Origin of the sequence: Methylocaldum marinum, assembly GCF_003584645.1 — a bacterium.
Taxonomy (GTDB): Bacteria; Pseudomonadota; Gammaproteobacteria; order Methylococcales; family Methylococcaceae; genus Methylocaldum; species Methylocaldum marinum.
On record NZ_AP017928.1, the window covers coordinates 5557483 to 5578914 of the forward strand.

Here is a 21432-nt window from a genome sequence, read left to right on the forward strand (position 1 = left end):
TAAACCTAAATCCAGCTGTTGGATGCAACCTGAAAAGCGCTAGGCCCTCATCCCCAGCCCCTCTCCCAGAGGGAGAAGGGCGTTGAGCCCCTCGCCCTCTGGGAGAGGGGTTGGGGTGAGGGAATATGACGGCTGATGGGCCAGTGCGGTTATTTCCGAAATTCAACTGCGGTTTTTAGGATAAAGATTCTCCTCATTGATAGCGCAGGGCTTCGATCGGTCTGAGTTCGGCCGCCTTGCGCGCCGGGTAGAAGCCGAAGAAGATGCCCACCGCGGCGGCGACGGTGAAGGCGAGAAGGATGGACGATAGGGTGACGACCACGGTCATGCCGCCCAAGACGGCGGCCAGCCAGGCGCCGACGAAGCCGATGGCGGCGCCGATCAGGCTGCCGGCAAGGGAGATGATCAGGGCTTCCAGGAGGAATTGCAGCAGAACGTCGCGGCGCCGGGCGCCGATGGCAAGGCGGATACCGATCTCGCGGGTTCGTTCGGTGACCGAGACCAGCATGATGTTCATGATGCCGATGCCGCCCACCAGCAGCGAGATCGAGGCGATGGCGCCCAGCATGACCGACATGGTCCGCGTGGTTCCCGCGGCGGTCTGGGCGAGGGCGGTCAGGTTGCGGACGGTGAAATCGTCTTCCTGTCCCGGCCGGATGCGGTGCCGGGCGCGCAGCAGTTCTTTCAGGCTTTGCTCCGCGCGGGGCATGATCTCCCGGGCGCGTGCTTTGACCATGATGAAGCGGATCATGCCCGGAAACGGGTTGCCGAACAGTTGGCGCTGGGCGGTCGTCAAAGGCACCATCGCGGTGTCGTCCTGATCGCGCCCGTCTAGGCTTTGTCCTTTGGGTTCCAGGACGCCGACGACGACGAATGGGCTATTCTTGACGCGCACGGTCTTGCCGACCGGATCCTCGTTGCCGAACAGGTTTTGAACCACGGTCTGCCCGAGCACGATGACCCGCGTCGCCGAGCGCACGTCGCTGTCCGTGAACACGGCGCCGCTGACCGGATGCCAGTCGCGCACCTCGAAATATTGCGGCGTGGTGCCCATGATGGATGTCGCCCAGTTATTGGGGCCGTAGATCACTTGCGCGATGTTGGAAAACGACGGTGCGACCGCGGCGATCTCGGGCAGTTCGCCGATCGCGTTAGCGTCGGTCACGGTGAGGGTAGGTACGGTCCCGCTGCCCATGCGCACGCCGCCCGAGGTCGACGAACCGGTGAGTACGATGAAGAGATTGCTGCCCATGGAGGCGATCGCTTCGCTCACCATGGCCTGGGCGCCTTGCCCGATCGCCATCATCAGTACGACGGCGCCGACGCCGATGATCATGCCGAGCATGGTGAGCGCGCTCCGCAGCCGATTGGCGCCCATCGCCTGGAGAGCTTCCTCCAGAAGGCTGCCGAACATCATGCGTGTGCTCTCCTCAGAATCGTTTTCACCGGACCGTCTTCGGCGATGTGTCCGTCCACGACATGGATCAGGCGCTGGGCATGGCGCGCCACGTCCGGTTCGTGCGTCACCAGGACGATGGTCAGGCCCTCGTCCCGGTTGAGGCGTTCGAATAAAGCCATGATTTCCTCGCTGGTATGGGTGTCCAGGTTGCCGGTGGGCTCGTCCGCCAGAATCAGCGGCGGGGAATTGGCCAGGGCACGGGCGATGGCGACGCGCTGCTGCTGGCCGCCCGAGAGTTGCGGCGGCTTGTGGCCGACACGATGGCCGAGGCCGACCTGTCGGAGCAACTCCCGAGCGCGGGCCTGGCGCTCGTCGCGGCTCGCGCCGGCGTAGAGCAGCGGCAGCGCGACGTTGTCTTCGACGGTTTTCCGGGGCAGCAGATTGAAGCCCTGAAAGACGAAGCCTATGGTTCGATTGCGCAAGGCGGCCAGTTCGTCCGGGTCGAGCCGGGCGGTATCGGTGCCGTTCAGCACGTAACGGCCGTCGCTGGGGATATCGAGGCAGCCCAGGATGTTCATCAGAGTCGATTTGCCCGAGCCCGAAGGTCCCATGATGGCGACGAACTCACCGGCATCGATCGTGAAATTCAGACGATGCAGTATTTCCAGAGTTCCGGAATCGCCCACCGGGTAGCTCTTGACGAGATCGACGACCTCGATGAGAGGGGAGGGCATGCTCAGTGCACCCTGACCCTGAAGGAACCGCCGGGGCCACGGCCGCCGCGACCCAATGGGCTCGCTTGTTCTCGTTGGTCTTCGGTGATCAGCGGATCGCCTTCCTCGAGGTCGCCTTCGACCAGTTCCGCAAACTTGCCGTCGGCGATCCCGATGCGCACCGGCACCGCTGCCGGCGATCCGTCCTTCAGAAGGAAAACTCTTTTCTCTCCGGGATTGACGGGTTCCCCGCCTTCCGTCGGTTGAAAGCGCAAGGCCGGCAGCGGCAGCATCAATACGCCGTTGCGCTCGTCGACGACGATGTTGACGAAGGCCGTCATGCCGGGCATGAGGATTTCCTCGGGATTGTCGACATCGATCACCACGTTGTAGGTCACGACATTCTGGAGGATTTGCGAGTTCAGACGGATTTGGCGCACGTTACCCACGAATTCCCGCCCCGGGAACGCGTCCACCGCGAACTGTACGATCTGGCCGACTCTCACCTTACCTACGTCCGCTTCCGCGACGGTAGTGTCGATCTGCATTTTCTTCAGATCCTGGGCGATGGTGAACAGCGTCGGGGTCTGGAAACTGGCGGCTACGGTCTGGCCGATGTCCACGTCCCGCGATACCACGACGCCCGATACCGGCGAAACGATGACGCTGTAGCGCAAATTGGTTTCGTCGCGGTGAACCTGGGCGGTGGCCGCGGCGAGCTGGGCCTTGGCCGCGCCCAGCGCCTGTATCGCCTGATCGAGTTCGGCGCGGGAAATATAGTCCTGTCCGAACAGGGCGCGGGCGCGGCGCTCGTTGGCCTCCGCCAGTTCCAAAGAGGCGCGGGCGTTAGCCACGTTGGCGCGGCTCTGGTCGAGCTGGGCGCGGAATAGCGCCGGGTCCAGTTCGGCCAGAACCTGGCCTTCGCGTACCGGATCGTTGAAGTCCGCGTGCAGGGTCTGCACGGTGCCCGATACCTGGGTGCCGACGTTGACCAGCACCACGGGATTGAGGGTTCCGTTGGCGGAAACGGTCTGCCGGATATCTCCGCGGGCGACCGGAACCGTGCGGTAGGCCGACGCATCGGCGGCCTGACGGCTCGTGTACCACAGTACGAATCCGCCTGCGGTCAGGGCCAGCACGATCAACAGAAGCACAATTTTGGAACGCGACATCTTGACTCTTGATTAGGGGAGATTAGCTTGCTTTCGCGCCGTCCACGAACCGGCACCGATTTCGGTGGGATCCAGGGCGCCGATCGCCTGCGCCAGCCGTGCTTTGCCGATGTGCCAGTTATAGCGAGCCTGAACATGCTGCAAACGGGCGTTGGCGAGATCGGCCTCGGCATTCAGAAGTTCCAGAATGCTGCCGGCGCCCGCCTTATAGCGGCCGAGGGCGACCTTTTCGGTCTGGGTCGCGCTCGCCAGGAGATCGTTGGTGCTGGACAGGGTTTCGCGGGTGGTATTCAAATCGAAATAAGCGCGCCAGACATCCAGCGCGATGGTTTGATCCAACTGGTCGCGGGTGGCTTCCTGAACCGTCACCTGTTCCTCGGCGCTCCGAATCTGGTAAGTATTGGCGAAGCCGGTGAACAGCGGTACGCTGAGTTGCAGGCCGACCGACCAGCTTTGAAAGCTTTGCGAAATACTGGAATCACTGTAGGCGTAATTGCTCACCAGCGAAAGCGTCGGCAGGCTGCCCGAACGCGCCGATCTGACATTCGCCTGGGCGGCTCGTACCTGCGCCTCGGCCGCGGCCAGATCGGGACGCAGCGCCTTGGCTTCTTCGATCAGGGCCTCGACGTCGCGTTCCCGCTCGGCATCCGGTTCGATGAAGGCGGGTGGCTCGATATCCAGCGTGGCATGGGGCTTGAGGCCCATGGCGTTGGCCAGCACGCCCAAAGCGTTCTGTGCGTCGCCGGTGGCTCTCTGGCGGTTGAGTTTCGCTTGCGCGTAGGCGGTTTGGGCTTGCAGCTTGTCGGCCAGCGCCGCCGCGCCGACTTCGTAACGAAACGACGCGGCCTTGAAAGCTTCCTCGCTGGAACGTTCGGAGGCTTCGGTGGCTTCCAGCGCCGAGCGGGCTGCGAACAATTGGTAATACGCCTGCACTGCCGTGAATAATACGTTCTGCAACGTCGAGGCGTGGCTCCAGTTGGCGGCTTCCAGCGCCGCCCGCGCATTGTCCACCCGTGCCGAGCGGCCGCCGAAATCGAACAGCAGGTAGTTGAGGCTCACCGAGGGTGTGATCCGGAACTGTTCCTGGCGGCCAAAGGTTCCGCCGGTGACGCCCGTTCCCGCATCGAAGCTCTGAAGTTGGCTTTGAGAACTGCGGCCGGAGCCGCTCTGACCATACGACATCGTGGTATTCCCGTTGATGGTGGGCAGGTAGGCGGCTTCCGCCACACCGAGCTGGGCGGCCTGAACCCGCGCATTTGCCCAAGCTTGCCGGGTTTGCGGATTGTGGCAGAGGGCCTGGTCGATGATCTCGAGCAATGACCAGGCCTGGTCGGCGCGCCCGTCGCCGGGGCAGGGATCGCCCAATCCAAGTCTTCCGGCGGCGCGTGCCGGCGTGGGGGCTGTGTACTCTCGGGTGCCGAGAGGATCTTCCAGGAAGGGCGGTCGTTCCGCGGCCGGCAGACCGACGCTCAGGAGCGAGCCGGCCAACCCTATGAATCGTAACCCGGAAGCGGGCCGGGCAGTATTTTTTTTCACAATCGCTATCTTAACGTTCGGGTTTTTCGAGCAGGCGCCGACGTCCCTCGCTCGACAACTCTGGCGCAGTCGTCAGGATGACCGCGCGCAGTACCGCTTGCAGTGCGATCATGGCCCGGTCGCTTTGTTCCAGTGCCGCCTCCAGGCGTTCGCGGTCGAACGGCTCGGCCCGAAGCGTTGTTCGAACTTCGTCGCGGGCGGCGCGCACCGCGTCGATGCGAGCGACCAGCCGGGAACGTTGCGCGTCGAGGACCTTGCGGAACGTCGATGCATCGTCTTTCGGCAAGCGCGATGCGAATCTTTCTTCGAAAGATTCGACCGACAGCCAGGGGCGCCGCTGGGCGTGTTTGTAGGTGCCGACGCCCAGCCACGCCAATAGGAAAACGTTGACTAAAAGCGAACCCAGCAGAATCAGGCTCGTGGTTCGGAGCGACAAGCTCAAAGGCTTCATCGTTCGTTGAAATCCTCTGATAGGGTGTTTAAGGCCGTCATGTTGAGCCAGTCTTCCGAAGTCGAGCTCGGGGCCGCGCCGCCGTACCAGCCGAGAAGACAGCCGAGCACTAGCGCGAGACCGAAAGTGGCGATGCCCGGCCAATAGTTCGAAAACGGCCAAAGCACGACTCCGGGAGGTCCTGCGGAAGGGGGCTCGCGGTTCTGGCGCAAGGCCAAGGCCTGTTGACAGATGTTCTGCGCCAGCCGGTCGGGCGGCGCTTCGATGCGCCATAGATCGAGCATCCTGTCGATATGCTCGGCCTCCGTGCGTTCGGCTCCAAGGCATGACAATCCGGCCAGGCGGCGCCAGATTCTCCGTCCCGGTTTCGGCCAACGCCGAGCATCGGCCCCGAAGGCGGCAAAAAAGTTTTTGAGGCGAGCCAATAACATCGGGCTCCTCCTAAGTTCGAATCAAGGGGGCCAGACGTTCGCGCAACGCGCGCCGCGCCCGTACCAACAAGGCTTCCAAAGCGCTTACCGAGATCTCGAGGATTCCGGCGGCCTCGGCATTGCTGAACCCCTCGTAATAACACAGGACCAGGGCGGTCCTCTGGCGCACCGGCAGTTCCTCGATCGCCCGGGCGATTTGTTCGGCCTGTTGTTGCAGGAAAAGCGTGGATTCCAGGTCGGCCGCGGGGAGGGACGGCTCTTCGTCGCCCCACGGTTCGTAGCGGTCCCGGCGGAGGCGATCGATGCACAGATTGACCACGATCCGTCCCAGCCAGACGGCGAAACCGCCTTTTTGCGGAGACCAGGTCGCGGCGTTTACCCAAACCCGCAGAAAGGCTTCCTGGACAACCTCCTCGGCTTCGGTCGACAGTACCCCGATCCTTCGCGCGATCGCGTACATTCGGGGCGTATGCCGGTGCACCAACTGCGAAAAGGCGTCGTGATCGCCCTGGACGATACGCCCCATGAGGATCTCATCGGATGGCGACGCGGCATCGCCGGTCCGCTCCCGTTGCCGGGACCGGAATCCGTCGCCGGATTCCATGATCAGACAGGAGGAATCGTTCACGAGCGCTTGCCGTACGAAGTTTCGCCGATTTGCCCGGAACCGCGGTGAGGGGCGCCGTGTCTCCGGCAGTCGGGGGCGAGTACCGAAAGTCGGCAATCCTATGCCGAGGCAGGCGCCGGCATAGGATTGCCGGCCTACTGACAGCGATAGGCATTGTTGGCGAAATGGCTTTCATACCGGTCATATACGCAGGTACGGGAAAAAACCTGCGCGGGATTTCGAATTATCGGGTGGCGGTCGGTCAGAAGAATTTTTCGTGCAGCGACAGGATGACTTCCATTACGATGAGAATGACGATGTACCACTCGACGCGGAGCGTCTGACGGCTGTTGACCAGGTCCAGGTAGGTTTCGGCGGTGCGGGAGATCAGTTCCAGCTTGCGCGACAGCGCCAGATCCCGGTCGCGCAGTTCATATTCGTAAGCGAGCCGCTCGTAAAGCCGGTCGAGTTCGATGTCCTCCCAGGTGATTTCGGGCTTTTCGGTGACTTCGACGCGACCCACGGTTCGGGTCAGAATCAACAGGACGTTGCCGATTTCATTGAGGATCTCCTTTTTGTCCCGGGCGGGACCGAGACCCTGGCAGAAGCGCTCCGCGAGCCGCTCCACGCGGTCGAAGACTTCGCCGACGCTGCGTTCGTAGTAACCGAGCACACAGCTTTTCGCCAGCACTTGGGCGATCACCTGCAAGCGTCCCGCGGTCGCTTCGGTCAGGCTCAAGCGGCCGGTCTGATCGAACCGTTCGGGTCTGTCGGGATCGATGACGATATCGACCTCGTCCGACTCGGGGTGAGCAAAAGCATTTTGAACCGACGGCGCCAGACGCTCGAGGATTTCGGTTTCCTCGGCCGGGGTGAGACCGATCAGGACGACGACACCGAAGCGAAATATAAGGCTGTAGCCGCGCGGCCCCACCAACATGGTCAGCGGTCCCACGGCAAGCCGGGCGCCGCGCTCCAGATCCCGGACGTCTATGCGGGTTCCGAGAAACCAGGCCCGGGCGCGTAGGATTTCGGCTGCGTCCGCCGATTTTCGAATGTCTTCCGTCTGCACCGGTGCTATTCCTTTGAGTTATCCATCGGATTTCGGATCGGCATGCGGCCGAGCGAACTTGTCGGTGACCAGTCTGTAGTAACGCTCGTGCAGCGCCAGGCTGTCGCCGCGCATTTCTCCCAGCCGCTGTACCAGCAGATGTAGCCGCTTCAGGCCGTCGCGGTATTGTTCCGACGAATCGTCGCACAGCGCCAGCAAACGGCCGACGTCTTCTATCTCCCGCCGCAAACGCACTTCCTCGGGAACGAAGCCGGCATTCTTGAGAACCCGGTAGGCCATGCGCAGCTCGGCGGGTACCAGCGCCAGGTTTTCCTCTTCGGGGATAGGTCTGCCGGCGCCCGGCAAGTTGTCTAGGTCGCCGCGCGCCATGGCCTCCCGAATCTTTTCTTCGGCGATGCGGTTGAGAAATGCGAGCGTGGTCATGGTTCGGCGAAAAACATCAGTGGCGCCTTTCGTGAATTTCCCGGTGCAGCGCCTTGTATTCCTCCGAAAGCTTGTGTTCCGGCGCGTAGTGAATCAATGGCTTGGATTCGCTGTGAGATTCGCGGACTTTCACCGAAGGCGAAAGCTTGGTCTGCAACACCGGATGGCCTTCCGATATCAGCTGGTTGACCAATTGCTGGGGCAGATTGGCGCGGCCCTGGAACTGGTTGACGATGATGCCTTCGATCTCAAGCGCGTCGTTGTGGTCCGCCTTGATCTCGCCGATCACGGCCAGGAGGTTGTAAAGGGCTTCCCGGGAAAAAGCGTCGCAATCAAAGGGAATCAGGCAATGCCGGGCAGCGATCAGGGCCGAACGGCTGTAGAAATTCAGCACCGGCGGCGTGTCGATATAAATGTGCTCGAATTCGCCGAGGGCATCCAGCGCCTCGCGCAGCTTGTAAATCTTGTAGCGGGATTCAAGCCGGCTCTGCAAAGGTTCCAGTTCGGGGTGCGAGGGCACGATGTGGAGATTGGGGAACGGAGTTTCGTGTATGGCGCCGTTCAGCCCGGCATTCTGGGGTTTGCCGAACAGATTGAGACTTAATGTTTCCTTGAAGAAATGAGCGATGCTGGCGTCCGGATCGGCCACTTTCCGGCCCAACAAATAATGGGTGGAATTACCCTGAATATCGAGGTCGATAACCAGGGTTTTCTTGCCTTCTGCAGCACTGATGGCGGCGAGATTGCAGGTAATCGTGGACTTACCGACGCCCCCCTTTTGATTGAATATAACCCGGCGCATAAAAGTTCTCTCAAAGCGAATGGGTGAAACTAATTCAGCGAAGTATAAAGAACAATACCATCCGATAGCTAGCGCGGGACGCGACGCGGTTAACCAATACCACTCCCGAAGCGGGAATATCCCGGAAGGAAACTCATGAATCGGTGCTCCGGCATATTGGGATGGGCCCGCCTACCGACGCTGATCGATGCTGCGTCGATGCAAACCGCGCATAGCCCAGCAGGACTGTTGACAGTACTCATTCTGCGTGCCAAAGCCGAATCGGCTGCGACAACGCTCGACGCCCGCCCTCTCTGCCTTTGCACGAAGTCTCGCCCCATCGGGGCCAAGCCTGGCACTTGTCTTCGCTTCTCCTACGCTCTTTCCGCGGCGAAGGATGGAAAAGCCCACTGTTGCCAGGCAAACACCAGGCAAGCAGAGGCTGATGCCTAATCAGCAATCCAATTACCGCCGGCAGCGGTTAAAGCTTTGAAAATCAGCCAAATGCTGCCTGGCATGTTTTCTGAAATCTAAGTTCTTGCGCCGGTTTTCACGGCACGAATGGTTGGGCGGTCCAGAAGAAGGATGTGATGTCGCGACTCCGGCATTCGCCGCATCGGGAAACGATAAAGAAAAACCATGAAATATCCGCAATTGTTGTTATTTGGGGGAATCGTGGGCGGAGTTTCGCTTTGCGAACCCGCTTATGCAAGCGATGCCGAAGCCCGCGTGAAGGCGCTGGAGCAAAGGGTGCTGGAACTGGAACGCCTATTGAGATCGTCCGCCAAGCCTTCGGCGATACAGGCCGAGGACGCTGAGCCGGTGAAGAAACTGGATCAGAAAGTGCGTACGCTGGAGCGGCGTTTGGAGGTGGAGCGGGAAAATGCCGCGGCAGCCAAGCAAACGTTGCCGGTCGTCAGTTTGGACGAATCCGGATTTTCGGTCCGGTCGGCGGACGGTGCCTATCAGTTGCGGCTTTCAGGCCTACTTCAAGCCCATGGGTATTTCTTTAGCGACGACCACGATGATGCCGTCTCGGACACCTTCACGCTGCGGCGTGCCCGATTGATCTTCCAGGGGAAACTGGCCAGGTATTTTGATTACTTCATCATGCCGGATTTCGGCGGAAGCAGTCCGGCGCTCATCGACGCCTATGTCGACGTACGATATCAGCCCGAGCTTTCGCTTCGCGTAGGGCGATTCGTATCACCCTTCGGACTCGAGCACATTCGGGCAGCGGGCAATATCTCCTTTGTCGAGCGGGCGCTACCGGACAATCTCGTACCCGATCGCGACAATGGCGTCCAGCTTTTCGGCGAGTTGGGGCGGGGCGCGTTTGAATACGCGTTGGCGGTGGCCAACGGGGTGGTCGACGGCGGCACCTCGCAGAACGATACCAGCGACGCCAAGGAGTTCGTGGGGCGAATCTTCGCACACCCGTTTCAGTCGTTCGGTATCGAACCGCTGCGGGGACTCGGCATTGGTTTCGCCGGCACTTACGGCGATCAGGACGGCGCATTGCCGTCTTACAAGACCAGCGGACGCCAGACCTTTTTTGCCTATCGCAACGGAGTCGTCGCAGATGGCGAGCGTTTCCGGATTTCGCCTCAGCTTTTTTACAACTGGGATTCGTTCAGCATACTGAGCGAGTACGTTCTTTCCTCCCAGGAAGTCGCGTGGGGCGGTATGTCGGATACCCTCGAGAACGAAGCCTGGCAGGTGGCGCTCTCGTATGTGCTTACCGGCGAGAGTATCACGTATAAGACCATGTTTTATCCGGTGTGGGGCAACGGCATGAGGCCGAGGCACGGATTCGATCCGCTCAAGAGGAACAAGGGACCTCAAACGGAGATCTGGGCAGCCCCGTTCCAGCCCAGCCATCCATGGGGCGCGCTGGAATTCGTCGCGCGCTACAACCGCCTGGATGTCGATAGCAAGGCCTTTCCGGTTTACGCCGATCCGTTCTCTTCAGCTCGCTCCGCGAGCGCATGGGCCTTCGGTCTCAACTGGTACCTGAGCAGCCATTTCCGGGTCACTGCCGATTATGAACAGACCGACTTCGAAGGAGGTGCGGCGAGCGGTGACAGGCCTCGTGAGAAAGTCGCCCAGGTTCGGTTTCAGGCGGCGTTCTGATTCAAATTTCTACAACCATTCGAAGAGGTTTCCATGACATCGCAAGCGAACGCGTTGGTTTTTCGCCCGTTGCCGGCATTGCTCGCGGCGCTCGCCTTTTTTCTGGCGGGAATCACTTACGCTGCGGATACCGGCCCGGGCCAATTTCCGAAGGAAATACGTATTGGGTACCAGAAATTCGGCACCCTGATTCTTTTGAAGTCGAAAAGGGACCTGGAACGGCGTTTAGCCCCTCTGGGTGTTTCGGTCGCCTGGGCCGAGTTCCAGTTTGGTCCACCCATGCTGGAAGCGTTGAACGCCGGCAGCATCGATTTCGCCACCACCGGGGAGACACCGCCGGTATTCGGCCAGGCGGCCCGAGGTTCCCGGCTGGTCTATGTCGGATACGAATCGCCTTCGCCAGAAGGCGAGGCCATTATCGTCCCGAAGGATTCGAACATTAGTAGCGTCGCCGATCTCAAAGGCCGCAGGGTGGCCGTAGCCAAAGGCTCCAATTCGCATTATCTGTTGGTGAGGGCGCTGGCCGAAGCGGGCCTGGGGCTGAGCGACATCCAGGTGAGCTACCTGGCGCCGGCCGACGCGCGGGCGGCTTTTGAGCGCGGCGCAGTGGACGCCTGGTCGATTTGGGATTTCTACCTGGCGGCGGCGCAGGAAAGCCTGGGCGTACGAATCCTCGTCGACGGCAAGGGGTTGGTCGACAATCACGAAATCTATACCTCGAGGCGTGGGTTCGCGGAACGATATCCCGCACTCGTCAAGATCGTGCTCGAGGAGATCGCCAAAATCGATGACTGGACGCGCGATCATTCGGCCGAGGCCGCCGACTTTCTTTCGCGTCAGGTCGGGATCGCGCCGAGCGCTCTCGAACGCGCTCTGAAGCGGCGGAGATACGGCCCCAACGACGTCTCGCCGGAACTGGTGGAGGCTCAGCAAAAAATCGCCGACACCCTGCATGCCATCGGCCTGGTTCCGCAGCCGATTCGCATTGCCGATGCAGCCTTGAAGCTCAAATGAAGACGGGAGACATATCGTGAATGTTTTTTGGTTTCTGCCGACTCACGGCGATGGCCGCTATCTCGGCACCCCCAAGGGTGGGCGGGCGGTCGATTACACCTATCTTCGTCAGGTCGCCCAGGCGGCTGACCAATTGGGATTCGGCGGCGTCCTGATTCCGACGGGAAAGACTTGCGAGGACGCCTGGATCGTGGCCTCGTCGCTGATTCCCGCCACGGAACGGCTCCAATTCCTGGTCGCCCTAAGACCTGGCGTGATCTCGCCGACCCAGGCCGCACGCCAAACCGCGACCCTGGATCGGCTTTCGGGCGGGCGCTTGCTCATCAATGTAGTGGCAGGCGGCGATCCCGCGGAATTGGCCGGCGACGGGGTGTTCCTGGACCATGACGAACGCTACGTGCAAGCCGGGGAATTCCTGGCAGTATGGCGTTGGCTCTTGGCCGGCGAGACGGTGGACTTCACCGGCAAGCACGTCCAGGTCGAGGGCGCAAAGCTGCTGTTCCCGCCGGTGCAGCACCCGCATCCGCCGCTGTATTTCGGCGGATCGTCCGCAGCCGCTCACGATCTGGCCGCCGAACAAGTCGATGTCTATCTTTCTTGGGGTGAACCGCCGGACGCGGTGGCGAAAAAGATCGCCGATGTGAAGCAGCGCGCGGAAGCCAGGGGAAGAAAAATCCGCTTCGGCATCCGGCTACACGTCGTCGTCCGGGAAACAGAAGCCGAAGCTTGGCGGGCCGCGGAAAGTCTCATCAGCCATCTGGACGACGCCACCATCGCCAAAGCGCAGCAGGCGTTCGCCCGCTCCGACTCGGAGGGGCAGCGCCGGATGGCTCAATTGCACGGCGGATCGCGCGCTTCCCTTGAAATCAGCCCGAACCTTTGGGCCGGTATCGGCCTGGTGCGGGGCGGCGCGGGCACGGCCCTGGTGGGCGATCCGGAAACCGTCACCGCCCGCTTCAGGGAATACGCGGCCCTCGGCATCGATACCTTCGTGCTGTCAGGCTATCCGCATCTGGAAGAGGCTTATCGTGTCGCGGAGCTCTTGTTCCCGCTGCTGCCGATCACGAGTCAAGAGCCCAAAGCCAGGCCGGTGTTCCACCTCAGCCCGGTCGGTGACACCGGAGTTGGTGCCGCCACGTGGCCGAAAGAGGCGGCGCCATGATCAAGCGGCAGACTAGTCGGGTCGCGGCAAGTGCGGTGCCGTGGTTGCTGCCCGGCGGTTTACTGAGCGCCTGGCTCGTGCTGGCGAAGCTGAATTGGATTCCGCCGCAAATTTTCCCCGCGCCGTGGGAGGTCCTTGAGGCCGGCGTCGAATTGGCCGCCTCCGGCGCGTTGTTGGAACATCTCCGCATCAGCGCCCTCCGTGCCGGCACGGGTTTGCTGATCGGCGGCGGCATTGGCTTTTCTTTGGGCTTGATCAACGGTGTTTCCTCCGTCGCGGAACGCTTGCTCGATACCACGCTGCAAATGATACGCAACGTCCCTCATCTGGCGCTCATTCCTTTGGTCATCCTTTGGTTCGGGATCGACGAAGCGGCCAAGGTGTTTCTGGTCACCTTGGGCGTTTTCTTTCCCATTTACATCAATACCTTTCATGGCGTCCGAACGGTAGACCGGCAACTCGTGGAAATGGGCCGGACCTACGGCCTGAGCGGCTGGCGTTTGTTCCGGGACGTGATTTTTCCAGGTGCTTTGCCGTCGATTCTGATCGGTGTGCGTTACGCCCTGGGATTCATGTGGCTCACGTTGATCGTGGCCGAAACCATCGCGACAAGTTCGGGGATCGGCTACCTGGCGATGAATGCCCGCGAATTCATGCAAACGGACGTGGTGGTCATGGCCATACTGCTGTATTCGCTGCTGGGCAAGCTGGCCGATACTCTGGCCAGACTGCTGGAACGGAAGCTCTTGAGCTGGCATCCCGGCTATAAATCGCCGTAATCCATCGCGAAGGAGGGAAAAAACATGATTTGGAAACCCGTTAGCCTTGTCTCGATGGCGACATCTACGGATCGGCGGAGCGGCTTGCGCCTCGAGGTCGAAGGTGTGCGTAAAGCTTACGGCGCCGTGGAGGTGTTGAAGGAACTGAGCCTGGCGATAGGGTCGGGCGAGTTCGTCGCAGTCGTCGGCCGCAGCGGTTGCGGAAAGAGCACTTTGCTGCGCCTGATCGCGGGCTTGGAAAGGCCGGATGGCGGAGATATCCGGGTTAGCAGCGGTTCGGAGACCCAGCTGAACGGCGAAATCCGGGTGATGTTCCAGGAAGCGCGCCTGCTGCCCTGGCGCAAGGTCCTGGACAACGTGGGGGTGGGATTGGCCGGCAACTGGCAGGAATACGCCCGCCGAGCGCTCCGGCAGGTCGGTTTGGAACAAAGAGCGGAAGGCTGGCCCGCCGTATTGTCGGGCGGTCAGCGTCAGCGGGTGGCGCTGGCGCGGGCATTGGTCAGCCATCCGTGCCTTTTGCTTTTCGACGAGCCCTTGGGCGCGCTGGACGCGCTCACCCGTATCGAAATGCAAACTCTGATCGAAACCATTTGGCTCGAGGAGAGATTCACTGCTTTGCTGGTTACCCACGATGTCGCTGAGGCGGTGACGCTCGCCGATCGCATCGTCATGTTGGAGCACGGACGAGTGAGCGCGGACATACCGGTTCCGCTGCCACGTCCTCGCGAGCGGGGGAGCTCGGCATTCGCCGCTCTGGAAGGCGAGGTTCTGCGGCGTATCCTCGGGAGAGAGCCGGTCGAATCGGCGCCGAACCGGCAAGAGCCGGTTCGGCTGGTGTCAGCGACTTGACTTGGCGGAACGGCGCGTGACGATGATCTCCGATCTGAATGTTCTGGCTACCGACATCCTGGTGGTACGGCCTGCGCTTACGTGACCGGACCGTATTGGGGGTATACGGCGAACGCCAAAGGTTACCGCTTCATCAACTGCGATTACTGGAGCGGACAGATGATGCTGGCGTTCTACAACGAACTGCAAGGCGTACATGAAATACGACGAATGCTGGTATTGCCTGCCCTGCGAGAAGGATTTTCCGACCTGGGCGGTAAAAGTCCACATCCCCTACCTACTACGATAACCACGAAATCGTGCGTTACCGTTCTGTTCTCCCAAAGGCATACGCCCATAGAATGCTCGCCTGACTAAGGTCGGAGCGAGGCCGGTGACGCCAACCGAATTTCCCACACCTGACATACAGGAGCTTATTCAATGACAGCTGCAAGCGGCGATCGCGTTCAATCGGATGGCACTATCGCCATCGTCGGAGCCGGCTTCGCCGGTACCATGGTCTCCGTTCATCTTCTGAGGCGGGCCAGTGATCCGTTGCGGATCATACTGATCGAGCGTCATCCTGAGCGATTCTGTCGCGGCGTCGCTTATTCCACCCGCGAGGATTGCCATTTGCTCAATGTACGGGCGGGCGATATGAGCGCTTTTCCGAATTACCCGGACGACTTTCTGCAGTGGGCTCTCGATCGACAACACGACTTAGCCGGTTCTTTCCCAGGACACGAAGTTTCTCCACACGCGTTTCTTCCGAGGCGTATTTACGGCGAATATCTGCACGGGGTGTTCAAGCGGGCGCTGGCCGGTGCGCGTCCGGGTGTCGACCTGGCCCTTGTGTACGACGAGGTGGTAGATATTGTCGCTAGCGATGGCTTACAGATCCTCAAGCTGCGAAGCGGGAACATGATCCAGGCACACCGGGTCGTGCTCGCTCTGGGTAATTTCCCGCCGGCGGACCCGCCCGTAGCCGATGACTCGTTTTACCGGAGCACCCGTTATTGGCGTAATCCGTGGCTGGAGCGCGGGTCTCCGATCACAAACCGAGACGAGGCCTGTTTAATTATCGGATCGGGTTTGACCATGGTCGATCTGGCCATTTCGCTTCACGACCGTGATTTCCAAGGTCGGATCCACGTGGTTTCTCGGCATGGGCGGCTACCTCCGGTTCATTGCGCCTCTTCGGAAAACCTGTGCCGGGTTGATTTCGGCGAGGAGCCCCTCACAGTCAGGTCGTTGCTGCGACGGTTTCGCACGCAATTGAGGACCGGTCAGGGTTGGCGGTCGCTTATCAGCGCGGTACGGCCTTGCACCGCACTGATTTGGAGCTCGCTTCCTCTCCGGGAAAAACGGCGTTTTCTCCGTCACCTTCGGACATTCTGGGACAATCACCGGCACCAACTCGCGCCGGTCGCCGCAGAAAAATTGCATGTAATGATCGATTCCGGTCGGTTGACGGTTCACGCCGGACGAGTAGAGCGCTTCGTCGAAGACGAGCACGGGGTCGATGTAACTATACGCTTGCGCGGAAGCGGCGAACGAAAGGTCTTACGGGTGGATCGCGTCGTCAATTGCACCGGGTCGGAATGCGATTACCGAAAGCTCAAGCATCCGCTTACCGAGAATCTCATTCGGCGAGGAATGGCAGTGCCCGATTTCCTGTCCTTCGGGCTGGCGGTTGCGCCCGACGGAGCCTTGATCAACGCGGAAGGATGCGCTTCCGAGTTTCTTTTCACGCTTGGTCCGCCCCGAAAAGGAACCCTTTGGGAAACGACTGCTGTTCCCGAAATCCGGGGTCAGGCTCTGCAGCTGGCGGAACGGCTGTTGACGTCTCTGCCTCGTCATGCCGCAGCGAGAGTGCGAGAGCCGGCCGAACCGGTCGCTTCGGTTCGGGACTGAACCGTCCCGGGACGTCACACCGCGCGCTCTGCGCGTCCCCGCCCTCGCCCGGCGTTTCGGTCCGGGTACCGCACAACGTCTTAGAGCCTATCCCGGTATGCCGTTCGCCCTGAGCTTGTCGAAGGGTTTCTTGAGCCTACTGGGATAGGCTCCTAGCACGTTTCGGAGGAGCCGGGCTGCGGGGGGCATCCGTTGTTTTCGGGGGCGGTTTCCAGCCCTTCGGTCCGCCGCGAACGGCGTGTGCCGGGCAGCATTCCGTAGAGAGCGAGCCGGTGCCTTAGCACATTCCGGCTGATACCCAGGAGGCGTGCCGTGTGCACCTGGTTTCACTCGCAATACGCGAACGTCGTCCGAAAGACGGTTTCCTCCAGATGTACGTTGGCCGCCGTGATGACCCGCATGGCGACCTCGTCCAGAAACAGGGTGCCGGGATGAACAGTTTCGAAGACGATCAAAACGGTTGCGTCACTGGGGGGCTATGCGGTCGATGTCATCCAGCAATTTACGCGACTCGAGGCCTTCGAATACCAACGCGCTGCCCTCATCCCAATCCGCTCGCGGAGGAAGTGGAGACTCGAGGAAGCTCTGCCTGACCCCCGTTGTCGATCAAGTGGCGCAGCAATTCGAACCCTTCCTCCCAGTCACCCAAGCCGCTTGACGCGTTGATATGCCCGCACGGCTCGATTTCGACGAAGCGCGCGCCCCAGTCCGCCGCGCAGCGCCGGGCATACGCCGAGCTGGCGTAGGGATCATCGGGGCTGGCGACGACCGTGCTGGGAAACGGAAAGGCCGCGGCGGGCACCGGCGAAAATCCCCGGACCCGGGGTGGAAAGCTCGGCTGCGCGGGATCGGGAGGCGCCACCAGTAGGGCGCCGTGGATCCTGTGAAGGGTTTGCTGTGCCCAGTGGGCAACCAGGAGACAGCCCAGGCTGTGGGCGACGAGCACGGTTTGCGGTCCGGAATCCGCCACCGCAATTTCCAGCTGTTCCAGCCATTCTTCGCAGACCGGTGCGTCCCAGTCTCTTTGCTGAACCCGTCGGAACGCGGGATTGTTGTTCTCCCAACGGGTTTGCCAGTGTTCGGAATCGGAGTTGCCGAGGCCGGGGAGAATGAGAACCGGGTTTTGCATGTGAACCTCCAATTGCAGTTTACAGTCGTGGCCGGACCGGTTCGGGATGGAGCGTGCCCGCCTCCCGGATCTTATTAAACCGGCCGATAAATCGGGAGAAGACGCGATTTCGCCGCCGGTCGACGCTACAGATTGGCGGCTTCCAACGGATCAGCCGGTTTTACACGGGCGTCGAAGGTTCTGAGTCTTTTCGGCTGAAGGTGGACTTGTTCGCCTTCGCGAAAATTTTTGCGGGCGAACTGATCCCGTGTCAGCTCGACTTCCACGGCGCCGCGGCCGTCGATGCGTTCCAGTTCGATGCGAACGGTGGCTCCGAGCGGGCGGATGTCGTTGATCCTGGCGGCGATGGTGCCGACGCCGCGGTCCCTGAGGATCTCGATTTCATGGGGACGTACGTAAAAAACGGCGGATTCCGGTTGTTCCGGGGAATCGGCCGGCTCCGGATCGGTCTCGCCGATGCGGGCATGGCCGTCGTGAACGCGCCCGTGGAACAGGTTGACGTCGCCCAGAAACTGGTAAACGAAGGGTGTTGCCGGATGTTCGTATACCTGGTCGGGCGTGCCGATTTGTTCGATCCGTCCTTCGTTCAGCACAACCACCCGGTCGGCAACCTCGAGAGCTTCTTCCTGATCGTGGGTGACGAATACGCTGGTGACGTGCAATTCGTCGTGCAGACGTCTTAGCCAGCGCCGCAAGTCCTTGCGGACCTTGGCGTCGAGAGCGCCGAACGGCTCGTCGAGAAGCAGCACCTTGGGCTCCACCGCCAAGGCCCGGGCCAGGGCGATACGCTGGCGTTGCCCGCCGGACAATTGGCCCGGATAGCGATCGGCCAGCCAGTCCAGTTGCACCAGTTTCAGCAAATCGTTCACCTTGAGTCTGATTTCTCGCTCCGGCGGTCGCTGCCTTCTTGGTCGGACACGGAGTCCGAAGGCAATGTTCTCGAATACCGTCATGTGCCGGAACAAGGCGTAATGCTGGAACACGAATCCGACCTGGCGGTCCCTGATATGGCGATCGGTCGCATCCTCGCCATGAAACAGGATGGACCCCGAATCGGGTGCTTCGAGCCCCGCGATAATGCGCAGCAGGGTGGTCTTGCCGCAGCCGGAGGGTCCCAACAGCGCCGCCAGTTCGCCGCTGCCTATGTCCAGGCTGATGTTCTTCAAAGCCTTGAAGCCGCCGAACGATTTTTCGACGTTTTTGATTTCGATGCTCATGTGAAATGCTCCCGAGATTGGATGGCGGCTTGGAGACGTCTGATTCGGCGGGTTATTCCAAATCGTTTCAATACGTCATTGATTTTTTTGGGGTGGGTTAAGCCGGAGGCCGTAACCCACCGAGCAATCTCGATCGGCGGGTTACGCGGAGCCTGTCCTGAGCCTGTTGAAGGGCCTGTCCTGAGCTCCGTCGAAGGGCTAATCCGCCATCGATGGTCGGTTTAGCTTCGCTTCTACCCGCCATCGATGGGTTTCGCTTCGCTCGACCCATCCTACGATTGATGTTCATTCGAATGCCGAATGGAATTAGGTTTCGCTAACCCGGCTTGCGGGCTATCGCCGGTGTAATTGCCATTCCACCAGGGTCTTGGCCGCCAGCGTCAGCAAGGCGAGCAGCGCCAGGATGGACGCCACCGCGAAGGCCGCCGTGCTGTTATATTCGTTGTACAGAATTTCCACGTGCAGCGGGACGGTGTTGGTCATTCCCCGAATGTGGCCCGACACCACCGAGACCGCGCCGAATTCGCCCATGGCGCGGGCGTTGCAGAGGATCACGCCGTACAGCAATCCCCATTTGATGTTGGGCAGGGTGACTCGCCAGAAAGTCTGCCAGCCGGAAGCACCCAGGACGATGGCGGCTTCTTCTTCCTCGCTGCCCTGCGCCTGCATGAGCGGGACCAGTTCGCGGGCCACGAACGGGAAGGTCACGAAAATCGTGGCCAGGACTATACCCGGCACGGCGAAGATCAGCTTGATGTCGTGATCCTGCAGCCACGGGCCGAGCCAGCCCTGGAGGCCGAACAGCAGTACGTAGATCAACCCGGATACCACCGGCGATACCGAGAACGGAAGGTCGATCAGGGTCATCAACAGGCTTTTTCCGCGAAACTGGAATTTGGCGATCGCCCAGGCCGCGGCGACGCCGAACACCAGGTTCAGCGGCACCGCGATGGCGGCGGCGAGCAGGGTCAGCCGCATGGCGGAAAGCGCATTGGGCTCGATCAGTGCCGCTCCGTAGGCCGCCCAGCCTTTGCTCAGGGCCTGGGTGAAAACCACGGCCAAGGGCAGGAATAGAAAGCCGGTCAGAAAAAGCAGGGCAAGGCCGATCAGCAGCCAGCGCACCGGTGCCGGTTCGCGGCGGGTGCGGCCGGCGGACCGGCTTATCGGTGAAGTTAGGGCGATTGAAGACATTCGGGCACTCCTTGTGACGGATCAGGCGCGGCGCAGCTGACTCCAGTGCTGAAGGCCGTTGATGGCCAACAACAGGCCGAACGACACGGCCAGCATGGAAACCGCCAGAGCCGTGGCGCCGGGGTAGTCGTACTGTTCCAGCTTGGTGATGATCAGCAGCGGCGTGATTTCGGATACCATCGGAATATTGCCGGCAATGAAAATGACCGACCCGTACTCCCCGACGGCGCGGGCGAAGGCCAGGGCAAATCCGGTCAATAGCGCCGGGAGCAAGGTCGGCAGGATGACCTTCTGAAAGATCTGCCAGCGGTCGGCGCCGAGGCTGGCCGCCGCTTCCTCGAGTTCGGTCTCGAAATCTTCCAGCACCGGCTGAACCGTGCGAACGACAAAGGGCAGACCGATGAAGGTCAAGGCAAGGATCACGCCTATCGGCGTGTACGCGATCTTGACGCCCAGCGGGGAAAACAGTTGTCCGATCCAGCCTTTGCTCGAATACAGCGTCGCCAGGGCGATGCCGGCGACCGCGGTCGGTAGGGCAAACGGTAAGTCCACGACGGCATCCACGAATTTCTTGCCGAAAAACTCGTAGCGGACCAGGACCCAGGCCACCAACAGCCCGAATACCGCGTTGATGCAGGCGCCGGCCAGGGCGGCACCGAACGTCAGCTTATAAGAAGCCAATACCCGCGGCGTGGTGATCACCGCCCAGAATCCGTCCCAGCCCAGGGTGGCGCTTTTCAGGAAAGTTGCCGATAGCGGCACCAGCACGATGAGGCTCAGGTAAGTTAAGGTGAATCCCAGGGTGATCGAAAATCCGGGCAGCACGCTTTGCCTTTTCAGCATCGAAAAATGAACTCCCGTTAGATCTCGGTGTGTGAGGCGGTACGATAACAGCAATCCAATATTCAATAAAAGAATTAGGCTAAATGTTGTTATGCGAAAACGTTATTAAAGAGGGTTCCGGTCCTGCCGGAAAAACCGGCAAGCATTCGTAGACACCGTCTTTGAAATCAAGATCAAACCCACGGGTTTAGCGGCGTAATGTCGCGAAGTGATTCGCGACCTACTGCGGTACGGTCGGCAATCCCTTGCCGGCAAAGACGCTCGGTCGGAGCACGGCGTCGGGAAAGGATTCCCGACCTACAAGGCGGCACGGTCGTAGGTCGGCAATCCCTTGCCGGCAAAGACGCTCGGTCGGAGCACGGCGTCGGGAAAGGATTCCCGACCTACAAGGCGGCACGGTCGTAGGTCGGCAATCCCTTGCCGACAAAGACGCTCGGTCGGAGCACGGCGCCGGGAAGGGCGGCTTCGGCGCTCCCGGAGACGCCGTTTGCGATTGGAAGGGTCATTCGGGCGCTCCCCGGAGACGCCGTTTGCGATTGGGAGGGATTCCCGGCCTGCTCGCTTGTTTCCCCAAGGTGGATATGAAAATGCTCTAACCCCGAGAGGGAGGCGTGATGTGAAGGGTGCCCGGGACGGG

23 protein-coding genes are annotated in these 21432 nt (G+C 61.0%); 7 read left to right on the forward strand and 16 right to left on the reverse strand.

What is annotated here, in order from left to right:
- Positions 1-193: 193 nt before the first annotated feature.
- The 10 genes from sS8_RS24890 to sS8_RS24930 all read right to left on the reverse strand — a co-directional run bounded on the left by sS8_RS24890 (position 194) and on the right by sS8_RS24930 (position 8606).
- Complete coding sequence (locus tag sS8_RS24890; protein ID WP_197716631.1) at positions 194-1417, reverse strand: ABC transporter permease; 1224 nt, start codon at positions 1415-1417, stop codon at positions 194-196.
- Positions 1414-2133, reverse strand: coding sequence for an ABC transporter ATP-binding protein (locus sS8_RS24895; protein ID WP_119632119.1), 720 nt, complete (start codon positions 2131-2133; stop codon positions 1414-1416). The genes sS8_RS24890 and sS8_RS24895 overlap by 4 nt, the downstream gene beginning before the upstream one ends.
- Before the next feature lie 2 nt (positions 2134-2135).
- Positions 2136-3284, reverse strand: coding sequence for an efflux RND transporter periplasmic adaptor subunit (locus sS8_RS24900; RefSeq protein ID WP_119632120.1), 1149 nt, complete (start codon positions 3282-3284; stop codon positions 2136-2138).
- A gap of 12 nt (positions 3285-3296) precedes the next feature.
- Entirely contained in the window at positions 3297-4820 is a 1524-nt protein-coding gene (locus sS8_RS24905) for a TolC family protein (protein WP_119632121.1), read from the reverse strand.
- Positions 4821-4830: 10 nt separating this feature from the next.
- Complete coding sequence (locus sS8_RS28375) at positions 4831-5271, reverse strand: periplasmic heavy metal sensor (RefSeq protein ID WP_170161254.1); 441 nt, start codon at positions 5269-5271, stop codon at positions 4831-4833.
- Positions 5268-5702: a hypothetical protein gene (locus sS8_RS28380; protein ID WP_170161255.1), complete on the reverse strand. Its 435-nt coding sequence runs from the start codon at positions 5700-5702 to the stop codon at positions 5268-5270. Before sS8_RS28380 ends, sS8_RS28375 begins: the two co-directional genes overlap by 4 nt.
- A 10-nt stretch (positions 5703-5712) precedes the next feature.
- Positions 5713-6330: a sigma-70 family RNA polymerase sigma factor gene (locus sS8_RS24915; RefSeq protein ID WP_197716632.1), complete on the reverse strand. Its 618-nt coding sequence runs from the start codon at positions 6328-6330 to the stop codon at positions 5713-5715.
- A gap of 241 nt (positions 6331-6571) precedes the next feature.
- A complete protein-coding gene (locus tag sS8_RS24920) occupies positions 6572-7381 on the reverse strand; it encodes an RMD1 family protein (protein WP_232020427.1) in 810 nt (269 codons plus the stop codon).
- 18 nt (positions 7382-7399) lie between these two features.
- The gene (locus tag sS8_RS24925; protein ID WP_119632123.1) at positions 7400-7804 is read right to left on the reverse strand and encodes a DnaJ family domain-containing protein; all 405 of its coding nucleotides are present in this window, start codon (positions 7802-7804) and stop codon (positions 7400-7402) included.
- Between the two features lie 16 nt (positions 7805-7820).
- Positions 7821-8606 carry a ParA family protein gene (locus sS8_RS24930; protein WP_119632124.1) on the reverse strand — a complete coding sequence of 262 codons (786 nt, stop codon included), beginning with the start codon at positions 8604-8606 and terminating at the stop codon, positions 7821-7823.
- Between the two features lie 618 nt (positions 8607-9224).
- On the opposite strand from sS8_RS24930, the gene sS8_RS24935 reads away from it, so the two are divergent.
- The 7 genes from sS8_RS24935 (at position 9225) to sS8_RS24965 (ending at position 16415) form a co-directional block, all read left to right on the forward strand.
- Positions 9225-10718 (forward strand): OprO/OprP family phosphate-selective porin, encoded by a 1494-nt coding sequence (locus sS8_RS24935; protein ID WP_119632125.1) that lies wholly within the window; start codon positions 9225-9227, stop codon positions 10716-10718.
- A 33-nt stretch (positions 10719-10751) separates the two neighbouring features.
- Positions 10752-11732 (forward strand): sulfonate ABC transporter substrate-binding protein, encoded by a 981-nt coding sequence (locus tag sS8_RS24940; protein WP_119632126.1) that lies wholly within the window; start codon positions 10752-10754, stop codon positions 11730-11732.
- Between the two features lie 16 nt (positions 11733-11748).
- A complete protein-coding gene (gene ssuD, locus sS8_RS24945; protein ID WP_119632127.1) occupies positions 11749-12894 on the forward strand; it encodes an FMNH2-dependent alkanesulfonate monooxygenase in 1146 nt (381 codons plus the stop codon).
- On the forward strand, positions 12891-13673 hold the full coding sequence (ssuC, locus tag sS8_RS24950) for an aliphatic sulfonate ABC transporter permease SsuC (RefSeq protein ID WP_119633003.1): 783 nt from the start codon (positions 12891-12893) through the stop codon (positions 13671-13673). Before ssuD ends, ssuC begins: the two co-directional genes overlap by 4 nt.
- A gap of 24 nt (positions 13674-13697) precedes the next feature.
- Positions 13698-14522, forward strand: coding sequence for an ATP-binding cassette domain-containing protein (locus tag sS8_RS24955; RefSeq protein ID WP_232020428.1), 825 nt, complete (start codon positions 13698-13700; stop codon positions 14520-14522).
- 81 nt (positions 14523-14603) lie between these two features.
- A complete protein-coding gene (locus sS8_RS28840; RefSeq protein WP_197716633.1) occupies positions 14604-14879 on the forward strand; it encodes a hypothetical protein in 276 nt (91 codons plus the stop codon).
- Positions 14880-14942: 63 nt separating this feature from the next.
- Positions 14943-16415 carry an FAD/NAD(P)-binding protein gene (locus sS8_RS24965; protein WP_119632129.1) on the forward strand — a complete coding sequence of 491 codons (1473 nt, stop codon included), beginning with the start codon at positions 14943-14945 and terminating at the stop codon, positions 16413-16415.
- A 326-nt stretch (positions 16416-16741) separates the two neighbouring features.
- On the opposite strand, the gene sS8_RS29690 is transcribed toward sS8_RS24965, so the two are convergent.
- From sS8_RS29690 to sS8_RS29695, 6 genes are all read right to left on the reverse strand, one after another.
- Positions 16742-16870, reverse strand: a complete 129-nt coding sequence (locus tag sS8_RS29690) for a hypothetical protein (protein WP_269461480.1) — start codon at positions 16868-16870, stop codon at positions 16742-16744.
- An 86-nt stretch (positions 16871-16956) separates the two neighbouring features.
- A complete protein-coding gene (locus sS8_RS24975) occupies positions 16957-17544 on the reverse strand; it encodes an RBBP9/YdeN family alpha/beta hydrolase (RefSeq protein ID WP_119632130.1) in 588 nt (195 codons plus the stop codon).
- Between the two features lie 125 nt (positions 17545-17669).
- Positions 17670-18761, reverse strand: coding sequence for a sulfate/molybdate ABC transporter ATP-binding protein (locus sS8_RS24980; RefSeq protein WP_119632131.1), 1092 nt, complete (start codon positions 18759-18761; stop codon positions 17670-17672).
- Between the two features lie 333 nt (positions 18762-19094).
- Complete coding sequence (cysW, locus tag sS8_RS24985) at positions 19095-19952, reverse strand: sulfate ABC transporter permease subunit CysW (RefSeq protein ID WP_119632132.1); 858 nt, start codon at positions 19950-19952, stop codon at positions 19095-19097.
- Positions 19953-19973: 21 nt separating this feature from the next.
- Positions 19974-20792, reverse strand: coding sequence for a sulfate ABC transporter permease subunit CysT (gene cysT, locus sS8_RS24990; protein WP_269461521.1), 819 nt, complete (start codon positions 20790-20792; stop codon positions 19974-19976).
- 386 nt (positions 20793-21178) lie between these two features.
- Positions 21179-21301 carry a hypothetical protein gene (locus sS8_RS29695; protein WP_269461481.1) on the reverse strand — a complete coding sequence of 41 codons (123 nt, stop codon included), beginning with the start codon at positions 21299-21301 and terminating at the stop codon, positions 21179-21181.
- Positions 21302-21432 lie beyond the last annotated feature (131 nt).